Genomic DNA, 16,630 nt, shown 5'->3' with positions numbered 1-16,630 from the left:
GTCGGCGACAGGGTTTTTGCCCAGGTTCAACGACCTTCAACATGAGTGACTGATATGACTCTTTCTACTGGATTGGCAGGGCAGGCGGGCGTTGCGTCCCCTGCGCTGGCGGGCAGCGTGGCCAAGGCCAATACGCGGATGCTGGCGATCGACGCCCTGCGTGGTTTCGTCATGCTGTGCATGCTGGTGGACCACGTGCGCGAGACCTTCCTCCTGCATCGCCAGGTCACCGACCCGATCGACGCCCTGAGCGTGACCCCGGACCTGTACTTCACCCGCATGCTCAGCGAGATCTGCGCGCCGGTGTTCATTTTCCTCACCGGCCTGTCGGCCTGGCTCTACAGCCAGAAACACAGCCTCGGGGAAACCTCGGTGTTCCTGCTCAAGCGCGGCCTGTTCCTGGTGTTCCTCGAACTGACCTTCGTGTGTTTTGCCTGGAACGCCGAGTTCCCGCCCAAGACCCTGTGGCTGCAGGTGATCTGGTGCATCGGCATCTGCATGATCGTGCTGGCCGGCCTGCTGCACTTCAAACGCAGCTGGCTGATCGTGCTGGGGGTGGCCATCGTCGCCGGGCACAACCTGCTGGATGACGTGGTGGTGGGCCCCGAGTCGCCGTTCTTCGTGCCCTGGTCGATCCTGCACCAGCGGGTGTTCATCGACATCACCGAGTTCACCCGGGCCCGCACCACCTACCCGGTGCTGCCATGGATCGGCGTGATCCTGCTGGGTTGGGCCATCGGCCCGTGGTTCGGCAAGGACGTGCAGCCGGCGGCGCGCATTTCGCGGCTGCTCAAGGTCGGTGTCGGCCTGCTGGTGGCCTTCGTGTTCATCCGCTACCTGAACGTCTACGGCGAGAAACCCTGGGTGCAGACCGGCGATGCGCTGCGCACCTTCATGAGCTTCATGAGCGCCAGGAAGTACCCACCGTCGCTGATGTTCCTGATGCCCACCCTGGGCCTGGGGCTGATCCTCCTGGCGTACTTCGAGAAGGTCCAGGAACGCTGGTCGACCGCGCAACTGGCGATCTACGGCGGCGCGCCGATGTTCTTCTACCTGCTGCACCTGTACGTGCTCAAGGCCATGTACCTGGTGGCCGTGGCCATCTGGGGCGCCAACCAGGGCACTTACTACGGCTTCGACAACCTGTCCGGCGTCTGGCTGTGGAGCTTGATCCTCGGCGTGCTGCTGTTCTTCCCGACGCGCTGGTTCGCCGGCCTCAAGCAGCGTCGCCGCGATATCGCGATCCTCAAATACCTCTGAGTGGGATCCCGGTGGTGCGCCCGTATAGCGGCGCACTGCTTCCTATCGCCTGTCATTTATCGATTTTCGGGAGTTCCACAGTGAAGACCTTGACCCGACACACCCTGCTGTTGGCATTTTTTTGGCATTGGGGAGGCCAGAGCCTGCTCGCGCTGGCCGCGGAGCAGGACAATGCCAAGGGCTTTATCGAAGACAGCCAGTGGAGCCTGTTCAACCGCAGCCTCTACGACCGTCGCGACTATCGGCACGGCTCCTTGAGCAACGGCGCGCGCAACGCCTACAAACCCCGCGCCGAACGCAGCGACCTGGCCGAGGAGTGGGCCTACGGCCTGATGGCCGACTACAGCTCCGGCTTTACCCGGGGCACGCTCGGCTTCGGCCTGGACGCCCATGTGTATTCCGGCTGGAAACTCGACAGCGGCGGTGGCCGGGCCGGCAAGGCGCGGTTGCTGGGGGTGGACAACGACGGCCACCCCAAGGACGAGTTCAGTCGCGGCGGCGCGGTGGCCAAGCTGCGTTTTTCCTCCACCGAACTGCGCTACGGCGAGCAGCGGGTCAAGACCCCGGTGTTCGGTTCCTCCGACAGCCGCCTGCTGCCCGAGACCGCCACCGGCTGGTTCCTCACCAGCCGCGAGCTGAGCGACACCACCCTGTACGGCGGCCACTTCAACGAAAGCACCGACCGCAACGCCACCAGCCACGACCAGGGGTTCGTGGTCAATTACTCCAATGGCCAGCAGGGCGACAGCTTCGACCTGATCGGTGTGCGCAATACTGCAATCAAGGGCCTCAACGCCAGCCTGTTCAGCGCCCTGTACGAAGACACCTGGCGCCAGCAGTACCTCGGCGCGCTCTACAACCTGCCGTTGAGCCCGGGCCAGGACCTGACGTTCGACTTCAACCTGTACCGCACCCAGGACACCGGCAAGGCCTTGTCGGGGCGCATCGACAACACCACCTGGAGCCTGATGTCGACCTACAAGCGCGGCGCCCACAGTTTTGGCCTGGGTTACCAGAAGGTCGACGGCGACACGCCTTACGACTACGTCACCCGTGGCGCGATCCTGCTCAGTAACGCCGTGGCCCTGTCGGACTTCAACGCCCCTGAGGAAGCCTCCTGGCAAGCCCGCTACGACCTCAACATGGCCGGCTACAGCGTGCCCGGCCTGACCTTCAGCGCCCTGTACGTGCGCGGCAGCGGCATCGACGGCAGCCATATGGACCCGCGCGGCGGCTACGCCTGGCTGGGCTACGGCGAAGGCGGCAAGCACTGGGAACGCGACCTGCAGGCCAAGTACGTGGTGCAGTCCGGCCCGGCGAAAAACCTCGCCGTCACCCTGCGCCACGCCGTGCACCGCGGCAACAAGGCCCAGGCCGAACTGGATGCCGACCAGCTGCGGCTGGCGATCGAGTATCCGTTGGGCGGCAGGTTCTAGCGCCCAGGCACGGCTCGTCGGCGCCCGGCCCCTCCTTGCGGAGGGGTTTTCATGGTCCGGACATTTATTGCCCGGGGCTTTATGGCCGGGCACCGTTAATGCTGCTATGCCTTGGAGAGCCCTTCACGCTTTACCGCAGCAGTTGTCATGACACGGACGTAGGGTGGCACCGGTCCTCGCCTGGCCGACTGGCCGCGCGGGAACCTCACTTGACGACTCTCGAGGGAACCAGGTCGTGGACAACACAAGGATCAAGGCGCGCCAGCTGATTGTCTGCATCGATGGCACCAACAACCGTTTCAGTGACGAACCGACCAACGTGGTCCGGCTGTTTCGCTCGCTACCCAAGGACAGCGAAACGCTGCTGGCCTATTACGACCAGGGCGTGGGCACCTTCGGGCTCAGCGAAACCCTGTTCGAATGGCAGAAGGTGCCGTCGCGCATCGCCGGGCTGATGTTCGGCTGGGGCATCAAGCGCAACGTGCTCAATGCCTACCGCTTCCTGATGGAGAACTACAGGGACGGCGACCAGATCTTCCTCTTCGGTTTCTCCCGCGGCTCCTACGCGGTGCGGGTCCTGGCGGCGCTGCTGCACACCATCGGCCTGTTGCCGGCCCATCAGGTCCAGCTGATGGACTTTGCCTGGTCGCTGCTGACCACGCGCCTGCAACCCGATGGAAACAGCTCCAGACCGAATCGCCAACGCGCCATGAGTTACGCCTGGTGGCGCATGAGCGCGGACAAAAAACCGGACTTCAAGTTGATGGGGGCGTTCAAGGCCAGCTTTGCCCGGAAGGTGAGCATTCACTTTCTCGGGCTGTTCGACACCGTGAGTTCGGTGGGCTGGGTGTACGACCCGCTGATCGTTCCCTACACGCGACGGAACGAGGACGTGAAGATCATCCGCCATGCGGTGTCCCTGGACGAACGCCGCAGCTTTTTCCGCCAGAACCTCTGGACAGAAGGCCAGGGCGTGAACCTGAAACAGGTCTGGTTCGCCGGCGTGCATGCCGATGTGGGCGGCGGTTACCCCGCCGGCGAATCGCAGCTGGCATTGATTGCCTTGCGCTGGATGGTCGGCGAGTGCCTAGAGGCCGGGTTGAGCATCGATGTCGAAGCCTGTCGCGCGCAACTTTATCCAGCATCCTCGGTGCTACGGGATCCGCTGGTCCAGGCCCACGATTCCCTGACCCGCAACTGGCTGATCGCCGAGTGGGTGCCACGCCTGGTCTGGAACCCGAAAACCCACAAGCGAGTCCGCGAATACGGTTCGATGCCGCCGTTCGGCAAACCCAGGTCGCGGGAGATTCCTGTGCCTGGGGCCGGGCAGAAAGTCCGGGTGCATGACTCCGTGGCTGTCCGCCTGAAAGGCTCCCTGGCCGACGACCAGCCCTGGGGCAGCCAGCTGACCTACCAGCCGGAGAACCTGCTGCGCATCGATGCCGCGCTGATCGAGCAGGTGGGCGACTCGCCGAGGCTGGATGAGTACAACCTCTAGGGCTGCTCGCCCATTCACTGCCGATGCCGGCGCAGCAGCTCGATCTGCTGCGCCGGCACCTGCTGGCGCAGGGCTTTGTACAGGGCGCGGGTTTCCAGCAGGTTCCAGATCCGCAGCAGGGTTTCCAGCGCGTCCAGGGGCTTGCTGATGAAGTCGCGGGCGCCCAGGGCCAGGGCGCGCAAGCGGGTGTCGCGGGTGGCGTCGGCGGTCAGTACCAGGATCGGCAGGTAGTCGTGGGCCGGGATCCGTCGGTTGAGCTGTTCGAGCACGGCGAAGCCGTCGAATTCGGGCATGTGCAGGTCGAGGATCACCAGGTCCGGCTCGAAGCTGTTGAACAGCTCCAGGGTGCGCAGCGGCTGGGTGCTGCTCAGCACGTTGTGCAGGCCTTCGCGGGCCAGCAGTTGCTCCATCAGCTCGAGGTTGGGGCGCTGGTCGTCGATGATCAGGATGCGCAAATCGTGGTTCATGCGGGCTCCGGTAAATGTTGCTCAAGGTGGGCGAGAAACGCCGGGATATGAATGGGCTTGGTCAGGATCGCCGTGGCCCCGGCCTGCAACAGGGCGCGGTGGGTCAGGGCGCTGGCGTCGGCGGTGATCATCACGACCGGGGTGCTGGCGGTGCTCGGCGACTCCCGCAGCCGGCGCAGCACTTCCATGCCTGCAAGGTCCGGCAGGCTGACGTCCAGCAGGATCAGTTGCGGTGCATGCTGGCGCGCCAGGTCCAGGCCCATCTGGCCCTGCATGCTCGACAGCAGGCGAATGCCCGGGCGGCGTTGCAGCAGGGTTTCGATCAGCGCCAGGCTCGACAGGTTGTCTTCGATGCACAGCACCTGGCCCCGGTATGCCACGGCCTCGACCCGGGCCGGCAGCACCGCCGCCGGTTGTTCCACTAGCTGTTGCTCCAGGGCCAGGCGCGTGCCGGTCGCGGCCACCTGGACAAAGGGCAGTTGCAAGGTAAAACAGCAGCCCTGGCCCGGCGTGCTGTGCACCCGCAGGCTGCCGTCCATCATTTCCAGCAGGCTCTTGCTCAGGGCCAGGCCCAGGCCGGTGCCTTCCACCCGCGGGTCGGCGCCCAGGCGTTCGAAGGGGCGGAACAACTGGTCCAGACGCTCCAGGGGAATGCCGGCGCCGGTGTCGCTGACCGCCACCTCGACCCGGGTGTCGAGCACCTTGACCGCGATCCGCACCTGGCCCTGGGGCCGGTTGTACTTGATGGCGTTGGACAGCAGGTTGAGCAGCACCTGGATCAGCCGCTGGCGGTCGGCGATCACCCCGCTGTGTTCGCTCAGCGCGGGCAGGGCGGCCAGCTGGATGCCGGCGTCGGTGGCCATCGGCGAGACCAGGGTCAGGGCCTCGTGCAGCACCGCGGCCAGGGCGATCGGCTCGACATTCAGCGCCAGGTGCCCGGCCTCGATGCGGGCGATATCCAGCACCTCGTTGATCAGGGTCAGCAGGTGCTGGCCGGCGCGCAGGATATGGCCGACCTGGGGCCGTTGGCCGCTCGGCGAGTCCATGTCCAGCAGTTGCGCGAAACCGAGGATGGCGTTGAGCGGGGTACGCAGTTCGTGGCTCATGCGCGAGAGGAATTCGCTCTTGGCGCGGCTGGCGCTTTCGGCTTCCTCGCGGGCGGTGCGCAGGGCGATTTCCGCGGCGCGGCGGTCGGTGATGTCGCGGGTGATCTTCGAGAAGCCGCGCAACGCGCCGCTGGCATCGTACTGCGCGGTGATCACCACGCTGGCCCAGAAGCGGCTGCCGTCCTTGCGGCAGCGCCAGGCCTCTTCCATGTAGTGGCCGTCGCGGGTGGCCTCGCGCAGGGCCATGTCCGGGTGCGCCGGGCATTCTTCCGCCAGGTAGAACAGCGAGAAGTGCCGGCCGAGGATTTCCTGTTCGCTGTAGCCCTTGATCCGTTCGGCGCCGGCGTTCCAGGTGGTGACCCGGCCCTGGGTGTCGAGGGCGAAGATCCCGTAGTCCTTGACCCCGTCGATGATCAGCCGCAGGCGTTCTTCGTTGTCGCGCAGGGCCCGCTCGCGCTCGGCCAGCAGCTGCCCGGCTTCCACCAGTCGGGTGCCGAGCTGGCCGATTTCGTCCTGTTCCGGGGCTTGCGGCCGCAACGGTTGGCCGAGGGCCAGGCGCTGGGCGTTGCCTTGCACCTGCTGCACCCGGGCGACTATGCCCTTGGACAAGAACAGCACCGCGACAATCGCCCCAAACAAGCCGCAGAGCGCCGCCAGCAGCGTGGCCAGCAGCAGGCGCATGCGGGTCGCCGAGGCCGCGGCGCTGCGTTCGGCGAGCAGGCCGTCTTCGCGGATGCGCATGGCGCTGATCTGCTCGCGCAGCACGTCGAGCACCTGTTTGTTCTCGATCAGGATCGCGGTGATGCTGGCGCTGTCGTCGGGCCGACCGTTGCGCAGGGCCACCAGGCCGTCGAGCTTGTGGCCGATCAGCGGGGCGATGGCCTTGAGGTGGTCGCGCATGCGCGCATCGCGAATGTTGCTGTCCAGCCGTTGCAGCGCGGCCTGGATCAGCGGCTGGGCACGTTCGTAGCTGGGCAGGAAGTCTTCGCGGCGGGTCAGCAGGTAGCCGCGCACGCTGGCCGCCGCTTCGGCCAGCAGGGTGTGCACGGTCTGGATGTCGCCCTGCACCAGCAGCACCCGGCGCACGTCCTCCTCGGCGCGGGCGGTCTGGCGTTCGGTGATGTAGATCAGCACCAGCGACAGCAGCAGGATCACCAGCGGCAGGGAAATCACCACCAGCGCCTTGCCGCGCAGCGGCAGGTCGAGCCAGTGCCGGCTGGCCAGGAGCCTCATGGCCAGTCTCCCGCGGGCTGCGCCACCAGCCCCAGGGCGATGCCGCGCACCGCGGCCTGGGTGCGGTCCGCCGCGCCGAGCTTGCCGATCACCCGTTCCACATGGGCCTTGGCGGTGCCGGTGGTGATGCCGAGCTTTTCGCCGATCTCGCGGTTGCTGAAACCGCCGGCCACCAGCCCCAGCACCTGGCGTTCGCGGGCGGTCAGGGCGACAACCTGGGCGCCGCCGCTGCCGCCGGCGTTGCGTTCGGCCATGCGCCGCAGCAGCCGGGCGCTGACGCTGCTGTTGAGGGCTTCCTCGCCCTGGGCCACCCGCTGCAGGGCGCCGAGCACTTCGCCGCGACTGGCGTCCTTGAGCAGGTAGCCGACGGCGCCGGCGGCAATCGCCGCTTCCAGGTGGTCGGGGCTGTCGTCCATGGTGAAGATCACCACCTTGATCGCCGGTTGCCGTTGGTGCAGCAGGCGCGCGGCGCCCAGGCCGTTGAGCAGCGGCATGCGGATGTCGAGGATGGCGATGTCCGGTTGCAGGCGCTCGCACAGGTCGAGGGCTTCCTGGCCATCGCGGGCCTGGCCGACCACCTCGAACTCCGGGTGGCCGGCGAGCAGGGCGACAAAACCGGTGCGGGTGACTTCATGATCGTCCGCCAGCACCAGGCGCAGGGCAGGGTTCATGGCTGCTCTCCCGCAGTGGGCAGCGGCACCCGGGCCAGCAGGCGGGTGCCGTGGCCGGGGGCGCTGTGCCAGGACAGCTCGCCGCCCAGCAGGCTGGCGCGTTCCTGCATCGCCGCCAGACCCAGGTGCTGGCCGCCGCAGCTGGACAGCGGGCTGTCCAGGGCGAAGCCGACGCCGTTGTCTGCCAGCGCCAGCGCGGCCTGGCCATCGGCCAGCTGCAGGCTCAGTTCGGCGCGGCTGGCCCGGGCATGCTTGAGGATGTTGTTGATGCCTTCCTGGGCGATGCGGAACAGGGCGATCTCGCTGGCGCCCGGCAGGCGCGCGCTGGACTGTTGCCGCCAGTGCACCTCGAGACCGGCGTCGCGCAGGCGGTCGGCTTCCTTGTCGATGGCCTTGTACAGACCAAAGTCATCCAGCACGTTGGGGCGCAGGCCGCCGATCAACTGCCGGCCCTCGCCGACGCAACCCTGGGCCAGGGTCAGGATGCTTTGCAGCTCGTTGTGCAGCTCCTGTGGCAATGTCGGGCAGCGCCCGGCAAACCCCTGCAGGCGTTGGTGCAGCCCGGCCAGGGTTTGCGCCAGGCCGTCGTGCAGGTCGTAGGCCACGCGCTTGCGTTCGTCTTCCTGGGCGCTGAACAGCCGGTGCACCAGTTCCGACATGGTGCGTTCCCGGGCTTGCAGGGCCTGGAGCAAGCGCTGGTTTTCCAGGTGCGCCGCCAGCAGGGTGGCCAACAGTTGCAGGGATTCCAGGTCCTCGCTGTCGGGCGCGGCCAGGGCCACGCTGTTGGCCAGCAGCAGCGCGCCGAAGGCCTGGCCGTCGGCGCCGGGCAGGGGAATACGCAGCACCTGGGGCAGGGCGGTATCGGTCTGCGGCAGCCATTCGGGGTGCAGGGTCGCAGACTTGGCCAGCTCGTGCAGGGCGGCCAGGCGTTCGCTGCCGCCGTGCTGGGCGGTGGCCTGGGGCGGTTGGGCGGCGTGCCATTCCAGCAGCAGGCCGTGGTCCATCGCCATAAAGGCACAGGCCCGTTGCAGGGCGCGCTGGCGCATGGCCGCGGGTGGCAGCTGGGTCAGTTCCTGGCCGGTGTCCACCAGCAGGCGCAGGCGCGCCGCGCGGCTTTGCGCCTGGCGATACTGGCTGCGAATGGCCAGGGCGCTGCCGGGGTCGTGGGTCGGGCTTTGCATGAAAAACAGGCTCCAGCGTGAAGGGCGTGCGCTCGCGAGCAGGCATTAGACCCGGTTGCCGGCTGTGGGCCTATCTGCCGAATGGCATAGGCCGCCGGCACCGGTTGGCCGATGGCGAGGCAGCAACGGGTGGGCAAAGTGGGCGCATTGAAACCCACTGGAGCCTTCCGATGAAACTGCCAACCACCGCCATTGCCCTGTTGCTGGCCCTGACCGCGCCCCTGGCCCAGGCCCTGGACGCCACGCCTTATGTGTACCGCACCGTCGCCGCGCAGCCGCAGAATCAGGAAGACCGGGAGATTGCCGGCCTGTTCGATCGCTGGAACGCGGCCCTGCAAAGTGGCAGTGCAAAAAACGTAACCAGTCTTTACGCCGCCGACGCGATCCTCCAGCCGACCGTGTCGAACCAGGTGCGCACCACCCCGGCGCAGATCCAGGACTACTTCGAGCATTTCCTCGCGGGCAAGCCGGTGGGCCAGATCAACTACCGGGAAATCCGCCGCCTGGGCCCGGACGCGGCCATGGACAGCGGCGTCTATACCTTCACCCTGCACGAGGCCGGTGGCGCGACCCGCCAGGTGCAGGCGCGCTACACCTTCCTCTACGAGCGCATCGACGGCCAGTGGAAGATCCTCAACCACCATTCCTCGGCCATGCCCCAGGCACAGCCGCAACTGCAGGCCAGCCATCGCTGAATTTCATCTGACCAGCCGGATGCCGATCTTGTAGGAGCGAGCTTGCTCGCGAGGGTGGCTAACGACACCGCGTCTTTACTTGAGTAAACGCGGCGCTCTTGAGTTCATCGCGAGCAAGCTCGCTCCTACAGGGGATCGCCCCGGCGTTTTGCGGTCTTCAGCCTTCCTGGCGATAACGCCCCGGGGTCATGCCGAACCAGCGGCGGCAGGCCTTGTGAAAGCTGCTCTGGTCGCGAAAGCCGAGCAGGGCGCCGATGTACTTGACGCTGCGCGCCGAGTTGCGCAGGAAACTGTGGGCCAGCATCAGCCGCGCCTCGTCGAGCAGGGCCGAGAAGTGCATGTCTTCGTTGCCCAGGCGTCGCTGCAGGCTGCGGCTGCTGACCCCCACCAACTGCGCGATATGCCGCAGGTCGCTGGGCCCGCCCTGGGCCAGGCGCTCGGACAACACCCGCCTTACCTGCGCGGTCATCGAGCCGTCGAGCAGCAGCTTGAGGCGGGTTCGCGCGTATTCCATGTGCAGCACGTCCAGGGCCGGGTCGGCGCTGGGCAGGGCCATGGCGCAATCGCGCGGGCTGAAACTCAGGCTGTTGTAGGGCGCGTCGAACTGCAGGTTGGCGCCCAGCAGGTGCTCCAGGGCGCGGGTGTCGGGCGGTCGCGGGTAGGTGAAGCTTGCCGCCAGCGGTTGCGGCTTGTGCCCGGGCAGCAGCCAGTGCACCAGGCCCAGGGTCTGCGCCGCGCCGGCATCGATAAAGGCCCGCGGCACCAGGCCCGGTTCGAGGGCGATGTCGAAGCCGATCAGGGTGACGGCCTGGGGGTTGCGCTCCAGGCACAGGTAGAAGCCGTTGCTGACCAGCGAGTGATAGTCCACCAGGCGTTGCAGCGCGGTGCCCAGGGTGGCGCCGGACATCAGCGCGTAGCCGAGCACTTCCAGGTTGGCCGGGTGGGCCTTGGTGTACGCCAGCAGGCCGAGGTCCGGGTTGCCGCACAGGTGCACGGCGTCTTGCAGCACCGCGTAGACCAGCTCCAGCCTGACGCCCATGGGGTTTTCACAGGCCTCCTGGTGGCTGCTGCCATGGCGCTTGAGCAAGGCCTCGACCTTGACTCCGGCGTCGCTCAGGACATCGGCAAGCACCCGGAAACTGGTGCCGGTCATTCTGTGCATAGTACTTCCTGGACTGGTGGCTAATTGATGTCATTGGCGCTGGCGCATGATCGCAATAAACCTCGGGCCACAGTCGAGAAAGGGCGGTGCGGTGTTTCCAAGGACAAACGAAAGGTATCCGGGAACACTTTCGAGCCGTCCGGGCAGGGGGGATCATAAGTGGCAATGAGCCATTAACGCGTCGGGCGCGCCGACGCATCCTGGCCAAGCCCACCCGGCGCGCTGTCGCCGCTTCGACTACGGATCTGTCATGCAAAGCGTCAAAGACTTTTATCGGGAACTGGCGCAGGGGCGACTGGCGCTGGCCTTCCAGCCGGTGGTGTGGCTGCCCGACACCAGCCGGGTGCTGTACCTGGAAGGATTGCTGCGCCATGTCGAACAGCCCGGCAATGGCGTCTACCCGTTCGCCATGCTCGAACGCCATCAGCTGATGCGCGAGCTGGACCGCAGCGTGGTGGGGGGCGTGATCGAGCGCCTGCTGGAGGACGAGCATCTGCGCCTGGGCTGCAACATCTCGGCGCAGAGCGCGATCGTCGATCCGTTCTGGTCCGCCACCCTTGCGCGGTTGCGCGACGTGCCTTCAGTGGCCGCGCGGCTGGTGATCGAAATCACCGAAAGCGCCACGCCGCCGAGCACCGAGGCGGCCATCGAGTTTGTCCTGTGCCTGCGCGAGCTGGGCTGCCGGGTGGCGGTGGACGACTTCGGCGCCGGCCTCGGCACCCTGGAATTCATCCGCCAGAGCCTTCCTGACATGGTCAAGATCGACCAGGGTTACCTGCAACGCGCCCGCAGCGAACCCAACAGCGTGCAGACCCTGAAACACCTGGTGCAGCTGTGCAAGACCCTGGCGCCCTGCGTGATCATCGAAGGCATCGAGAGCGAAGCCGACCGCGCCCTGGCCACGGCCTGCGGTGGCGAATGGGGCCAGGGCTACCTGTTCGGCCGGCCACGGCTCGACCGCCTGGGCGCGCCATGCCGGTTGCGTGGGGTGGCGGCCAGGGGCGTGGTGGTGGAGTGAGCCGGGTTACAGGGGCGGCGAGCGGGGTTGAAGCTGTTTCACCGTGCCAGCTCCTTCAACTCTTGTTGGACATGGCTTTGTCGTACCAGCCCTTGAAGGTCTTGTCCTTGAGATTCGGGTTGCCCTCCAGGGCCTTGAGCAGGGTGGCGATATCGGCATTTGACCAACCGCCATTGGCGCTCCCGAGCACCACCAGAGCTCCGAGCATGCCTTGATAGTCGTTGAGGTTGCTGCTCATGTAATTGGCAATCAGCGGTCCGACAAATGCCTTGTCGGCTTCAAACAGGGTTCTGAGCCGTTCTCGGGCGGCCCTGCGGGCCGAGCCGCGCAGGTCGGTCAATATGCCGCTGATTTCGTTGGTTCGTGCGACCTCGTATGTATTCGTTGTTTCTGTCTGCGGCAAGCTGCATTGCTCGGAGAACAATGCTTGCAGCGATTGGGCGCGGTCCGGGGTGGCCATTGCGATCAATGCCCGCAGATGGGTAGGGCGGGCGCAGGCATCGTCACGCTGCAAGCGTTCGATTACGGTTTTTGCGATATCCCGGTCCTTGGATTCGTTCTTTTCAACGACCGCGCGCTCATAGGCGGCGTTGTTGGCTTTCTCCTGTTGATCCAGCCGAGCTTTCTCGTTGGCCGCGGTCACCATCAGGCCAATGGAAAAGATTGTCAGCGGGGTTAGCGCATTGAAAAAAAGCTTGGTTATTTCCAGTGAGTTCCAAGGCGATGACATAAGGCCTCCTGGCGGAGTCGTGACGGTATTCCCTGTCGAACAGCGTAGACACAATCAGCGGTGGCTCCACCCGTTCCCTGAAGGGATCTGTGGAGCTACCGCCGCCCTTGCCGTCAGCCCAGCACCTCACGCAATCGATGCCACAGCATGCCCAGCGCCAGCAGCGGCGCGCGCAGGGCGGGGCCGCCAGGGAAGGTCATGTGCGGCACTGCGCTGAAGATGTCCAGGCCCTGGCTGTGGCCGGCGTGGATGGCCTCGGCCAGCAGGCGCGCGGTCCAGTGGCTGACGTTGAGCCCGTGCCCGGAGTAACCCTGGGCGTAATACACATTGGGGTACTGGCGCAGGCGCCCGACCTGGGGGAAACGGTTGGCGGTGATGCCGATCTTGCCGCCCCATTGGTAGTCGATGCGTACATTCGCCAGCTGCGGGAACACTTTGAGCAGCTTCGGCCGCATATAGGCGCCGATGTCCGCCGGGTCGCGCCCGGAGTAGTGGCAGGCGCCGCCGAACAGCAGGCGCCGATCCGCCGAGAGCCGGTAGTAGTCGAGGCCGACCTTCTGGTCGCACAGCGCCAGGTTCTGCGGGATCAGTTCGGCGGCCAGGGCCGGCGCCAGGGGCTCGGTGGCGATGATGTAGCTGCCCGCCGGCAGCACCTTGCCGGCAAGCCGCGGCTCCAGGTCATCCAGGTGAGCGTTGCAGGCCAGCACCAGGCTGCCGGCGCGCACCGTGCCGCTGGCGCAACGCACCTGCACGCTGTCGCCGTGGATCAGCTCCAGCATCGGGCTCTGCTCGAAGATCCGCACCCCCAGCGTCCGGGCCAGGGCGGCTTCGCCGAGCACCAGGTTGAGCGGGTGCAGGTGCCCGGAACCCATGTCCACCAGGCCCCCGGCATAGGCCGAGGACGCCACCACCCGGGCCATGTCCTGTGGGGCGACCAGGCGGGTTTCATGCACGTAGCCCAGGGCCGCGAGGTGTTCCTGCTCGGTCTGGAACGCGGCGAACTGGGCCGGGGTGTTGGCCAGCTCGCAGAAGCCCCAGCGCAGGTCGCAGTCGATGCCGTGCTCGCGCACGCGCTGGCCGACCAGCGCCACCGAGTCGATGCCGGCCTGTTCCAGGTAACGCACGCCCTCGGCGCCGACGTAGCGGGCGAAGCCGCTGACGTCGTGGCCGATGCCGCGGATCAGTTGCCCGCCGTTGCGCCCGCTGGCGCCCCAGCCGATGCGCCGGGCTTCCAGGAGGATCACCGAGAGGCCGCGCTGCGCCAGTTCGATGGCGGTGTTGACCCCGGTGAAGCCACCGCCGATCACGCAGACATCGGCGCTGAGGTCGGCATTCAGCGGCGGGTAGTCCGGCAGCGCGTTGGCCGAGGCGGCGTAGTAGGAGCGGGTGTGTTGCGCAGGGCTGTGCCGGTTCATTGGTTGGACTTCACTTTGCTCCAGGCGCGGGTCATCAGGCGCATGGTCTGCGGGCTCTGGGTGCTGGAGATGTACAGCTTGTCGAGCACCGCCTGGGGTGAGTAGACCTCGGGGTTGTTCACCAGCTCGGGGTCCATGTATTGCTGCGATGCCGGGTTGGGGTTGGCGTAGCCGACATAGGCGCTGACCTTGGCGATCACCTGCGGGTCCAGCAGGTAGTTGATAAAGGCATGGGCCTCCTTGGGATTGCTGGCGTCCGCCGGGATCGCCAGCAGGTCGAACCACAGGTTGCTGCCTTCCTTGGGAATCAAATAGGCGATCTTCACCCCGTTCTTGGCTTCCTTGGCGCGGTTGGCGGCCTGGAACACGTCGCCGGAATAACCGAAGGCCAGGCAGATGTTGCCGTTGGCCAGGTCCGAGACGTACTTGGAGGAGTGGAAGTAGGTGATGTAGGGACGGATCGCCAGCAGCTTGGCTTCGGCTTTCTTGTAGTCCGCGGGGTTTTCGCTGCGCGGGTCCAGGCCCATATAGTTGAGCACCGCCGGGAACACCTCGTCCGGCGAGTCCATCATCGACACCCCGCACTGGCTGAGCTTCTTCAGGTTCTCCGGCTCGAAGAACACCGCCCAGGAATCGATGCTGTCGATGCCCAGCACCTGCTTGACCTTGTCGACGTTGTAGCCGATGCCGTTGGTGCCCCACAGGTAAGGCACCGAGTACTGGTTGCCGGGGTCGTTCTGCTCCAGCAGGGCCAGCAGTTTCGGGTCGAGGTTCTGCCAGTTCGGCAGCTGCGCGCGGTCCAGCTTGAGAAAGGCCCCGGCCTTGACCTGCCGCGCCAGGAAGTGGTTGGACGGCACCACCAGGTCATAGCCGGTGCGCCCGGCCAACAGCTTGCCCTCCAGGGTTTCGTTGGAGTCGAAGACGTCGTAGATGACCCGGGTCCCGGTTTTTGCCTGGAAGTCGGCGAGGGTGGTCTCGCCGATATAGTCGGTCCAGTTGTACACGCTGACTGTCGATTCGGCCTGGGCCGTGGCGCCGAACAGCACCGTGAGGGCCAGCGGAACCACCGATTTCCATAGACGCATAGCGATACCCCTTTTTGCGGTTGTTATGGTGTTTGCCAAATTCATGAAGCCGCCTGTAGCCCTGTAGCCCTGTAGCCGCTGCCGAGCCTGCGAGGCTGCGATCGGCGGCGTAGCCGTCGTAAACCCGGCAACCGCGTTGCATCAGGTACACCGCGTGCGACGGTCTGGCGATGGCTGCGCCATCGATCGCAGCCTCGCAGGCTCGGCAGCGGCTACAACGGTGTGCGCGGCGCGCAGGCCTCAGACGCTGAGCAACAGGAACTCGCGTTCCCAAGAGCTGATCACGCGCTTGAAGTTCTCGTGCTCGGCGCGTTTCACCGCGACGTAGCCGCGCACGAACTTGCTGCCCAGGTAGCGCTCGATGGTCGGGCACTCTTCCATGCGGGTCAGGGCGTCTTCGATGGTGATCGGCAGGCGCAGGTTGCGCCGCTCATAGGCCCGGCCTTCCACCGCGGCGCTCGGCTCGATGCCCTCGACCATGCCCAGGTAGCCGCACAGCAGGCTGGCGGCGATGGCCAGGTAAGGGTTGGCGTCGGCGCCGGGCAGGCGGTTTTCCACGCGCATGGCTTCCGGGCCGGAGGTCGGCACGCGCAGGCCGACGGTGCGGTTCTCTTCGCCCCATTCGACGTTGACCGGCGCCGAGGTGTCCGGCAGGAAGCGGCGGAACGAATTGACGTTGGGCGCGAACATCGGCAGCACCTTGGGGATGTACTTCTGCAGGCCGCCGATATGGTGGCGGAACAGCTCGCTCATGCGGCCCTCGGCGTCGGCGAAGATCGGCTTGCCGGTGGCGCTGTCGACCACGCTCTGGTGCAGGTGCATGGCGCTGCCGGGCTCGTCGGCCACCGGCTTGGCCATGAAGGTGGCGGTGACGTTGTGCTTGAGCGCGGCCTCGCGCAGGGTGCGCTTGAACACCGTGATCTGGTCGGCCAGGTCGAGGGCGTCGCCGTGGCGGAAGTTGATTTCCATCTGCGCCGGACCGTCTTCGTGGATCAGCGTGTCGAGGTCCAGGCCCTGGGCTTCGCACCAGTCGTAGACATCCTCGAACAGCGGATCGAATTCGTTGGCGGCGTCGATGGAGAACGACTGGCGTCCGCTTTCGGCCCGGCCGGAGCGGCCCAGTGGCGCCTTCAGCGGCAGGTCCGGGTCTTCGCAGCGCTGGGTCAGGTAGAACTCCATCTCCGGCGCGACGATCGGCTGCCAGCCCTTGTCGGCGTACAACTGCAGGACTTTCTTCAGCACGTTGCGCGGCGACAGTTCGATGGGGTTGCCGAACTTGTCGAAGGTGTCGTGGATGACGATGGCGGTCGGCTCGATGGCCCAGGGCACCAGGTAAACCCCTGCGGCGTCGGGGCGGCAGACCATGTCGATGTCCGCCGGGTCCAGCAGGTCGTAGTAGATGTCGTCGTCGACGAAGTCCCCGGTTACCGTTTGCAACAGCACACTTTCCGGCAGGCGCATGCCTCGCTCATGCAGGAACTTGTTGGTGGGCGCTATCTTGCCGCGGGCGATGCCGGTCAGGTCGCTGACCACGCATTCCACTTCGGTAATCTTGTGTTCTTTCAGCCAGGCAGACAGCTGATCGAAAGGGGCATTCATAAGGACCTCGTCAATGATTGTCGGTGACGCGCCAGTGCTTGGGGTGGTCCGGCAAGGCTTCCCCTGTGGCGCGT

Annotated in this window: 14 protein-coding genes; 5 read left to right on the top strand and 9 right to left on the bottom strand. The window is 66.2% G+C overall.

Annotation, left to right across the window (positions count from 1 at the left end):
- The first annotated feature begins 54 nt into the window (after nt 1–54).
- The 3 genes from BMY68_RS07655 to BMY68_RS07645 all read left to right on the top strand — a co-directional run bounded on the left by BMY68_RS07655 (nt 55) and on the right by BMY68_RS07645 (nt 4,194).
- A complete protein-coding gene (locus tag BMY68_RS07655) occupies nt 55–1,260 on the top strand; it encodes an acetyltransferase domain-containing protein (protein WP_085530775.1) in 1,206 nt (401 codons plus the stop codon).
- An 80-nt stretch (nt 1,261–1,340) separates the two neighbouring features.
- The gene (locus BMY68_RS07650) at nt 1,341–2,696 is read left to right on the top strand and encodes an OprD family porin (protein WP_085530776.1); all 1,356 of its coding nucleotides are present in this window, start codon (nt 1,341–1,343) and stop codon (nt 2,694–2,696) included.
- A gap of 235 nt (nt 2,697–2,931) precedes the next feature.
- Nucleotides 2,932–4,194: a T6SS phospholipase effector Tle1-like catalytic domain-containing protein gene (locus BMY68_RS07645; protein ID WP_085530777.1), complete on the top strand. Its 1,263-nt coding sequence runs from the start codon at nt 2,932–2,934 to the stop codon at nt 4,192–4,194.
- Nucleotides 4,195–4,208: 14 nt separating this feature from the next.
- Here BMY68_RS07645 and BMY68_RS07640 read toward each other — a convergent pair whose 3' ends face one another.
- The 4 genes from BMY68_RS07640 to BMY68_RS07625 are packed head-to-tail and all read right to left on the bottom strand — an operon-like array spanning nt 4,209 to nt 8,852.
- On the bottom strand, nt 4,209–4,661 hold the full coding sequence (locus BMY68_RS07640) for a response regulator (RefSeq protein WP_009044010.1): 453 nt from the start codon (nt 4,659–4,661) through the stop codon (nt 4,209–4,211).
- Nucleotides 4,658–7,000: an ATP-binding protein gene (locus BMY68_RS07635; RefSeq protein WP_085530778.1), complete on the bottom strand. Its 2,343-nt coding sequence runs from the start codon at nt 6,998–7,000 to the stop codon at nt 4,658–4,660. Before BMY68_RS07635 ends, BMY68_RS07640 begins: the two co-directional genes overlap by 4 nt.
- The gene (locus BMY68_RS07630; protein ID WP_085530779.1) at nt 6,997–7,671 is read right to left on the bottom strand and encodes a response regulator; all 675 of its coding nucleotides are present in this window, start codon (nt 7,669–7,671) and stop codon (nt 6,997–6,999) included. Before BMY68_RS07630 ends, BMY68_RS07635 begins: the two co-directional genes overlap by 4 nt.
- Nucleotides 7,668–8,852: a sensor histidine kinase gene (locus tag BMY68_RS07625; RefSeq protein ID WP_085530780.1), complete on the bottom strand. Its 1,185-nt coding sequence runs from the start codon at nt 8,850–8,852 to the stop codon at nt 7,668–7,670. Before BMY68_RS07625 ends, BMY68_RS07630 begins: the two co-directional genes overlap by 4 nt.
- A gap of 170 nt (nt 8,853–9,022) precedes the next feature.
- Between BMY68_RS07625 and BMY68_RS07620 the strand changes: the two genes are divergently transcribed.
- On the top strand, nt 9,023–9,547 hold the full coding sequence (locus BMY68_RS07620) for an SgcJ/EcaC family oxidoreductase (RefSeq protein WP_085530781.1): 525 nt from the start codon (nt 9,023–9,025) through the stop codon (nt 9,545–9,547).
- Between the two features lie 157 nt (nt 9,548–9,704).
- Here BMY68_RS07620 and BMY68_RS07615 read toward each other — a convergent pair whose 3' ends face one another.
- Nucleotides 9,705–10,709 carry an AraC family transcriptional regulator gene (locus BMY68_RS07615; protein WP_085530782.1) on the bottom strand — a complete coding sequence of 335 codons (1,005 nt, stop codon included), beginning with the start codon at nt 10,707–10,709 and terminating at the stop codon, nt 9,705–9,707.
- 250 nt (nt 10,710–10,959) lie between these two features.
- Here BMY68_RS07615 and BMY68_RS07610 point away from each other — a divergent pair, with 250 nt between their 5' ends.
- Nucleotides 10,960–11,727, top strand: a complete 768-nt coding sequence (locus tag BMY68_RS07610) for an EAL domain-containing protein (protein WP_085530783.1) — start codon at nt 10,960–10,962, stop codon at nt 11,725–11,727.
- A 55-nt stretch (nt 11,728–11,782) separates the two neighbouring features.
- Here BMY68_RS07610 and BMY68_RS07605 read toward each other — a convergent pair whose 3' ends face one another.
- The 4 genes from BMY68_RS07605 to BMY68_RS07590 all read right to left on the bottom strand — a co-directional run bounded on the left by BMY68_RS07605 (nt 11,783) and on the right by BMY68_RS07590 (nt 16,556).
- On the bottom strand, nt 11,783–12,457 hold the full coding sequence (locus tag BMY68_RS07605; protein ID WP_062825943.1) for a hypothetical protein: 675 nt from the start codon (nt 12,455–12,457) through the stop codon (nt 11,783–11,785).
- A gap of 113 nt (nt 12,458–12,570) precedes the next feature.
- Nucleotides 12,571–13,872: an NAD(P)/FAD-dependent oxidoreductase gene (locus BMY68_RS07600; RefSeq protein WP_085530784.1), complete on the bottom strand. Its 1,302-nt coding sequence runs from the start codon at nt 13,870–13,872 to the stop codon at nt 12,571–12,573.
- Nucleotides 13,869–14,957 carry a polyamine ABC transporter substrate-binding protein gene (locus BMY68_RS07595; RefSeq protein ID WP_085530785.1) on the bottom strand — a complete coding sequence of 363 codons (1,089 nt, stop codon included), beginning with the start codon at nt 14,955–14,957 and terminating at the stop codon, nt 13,869–13,871. Before BMY68_RS07595 ends, BMY68_RS07600 begins: the two co-directional genes overlap by 4 nt.
- A 240-nt stretch (nt 14,958–15,197) precedes the next feature.
- The gene (locus BMY68_RS07590; RefSeq protein ID WP_009044000.1) at nt 15,198–16,556 is read right to left on the bottom strand and encodes a glutamine synthetase family protein; all 1,359 of its coding nucleotides are present in this window, start codon (nt 16,554–16,556) and stop codon (nt 15,198–15,200) included.
- Nucleotides 16,557–16,630: the final 74 nt, after the last annotated feature.

The organism is Pseudomonas sp. NFACC41-3, from assembly GCF_900109505.1.
In the GTDB taxonomy this organism is placed as follows: Bacteria; Pseudomonadota; Gammaproteobacteria; order Pseudomonadales; family Pseudomonadaceae; genus Aquipseudomonas; species Aquipseudomonas chlororaphis.
This window is presented reverse-complemented; position numbering and strand designations above follow the sequence as displayed.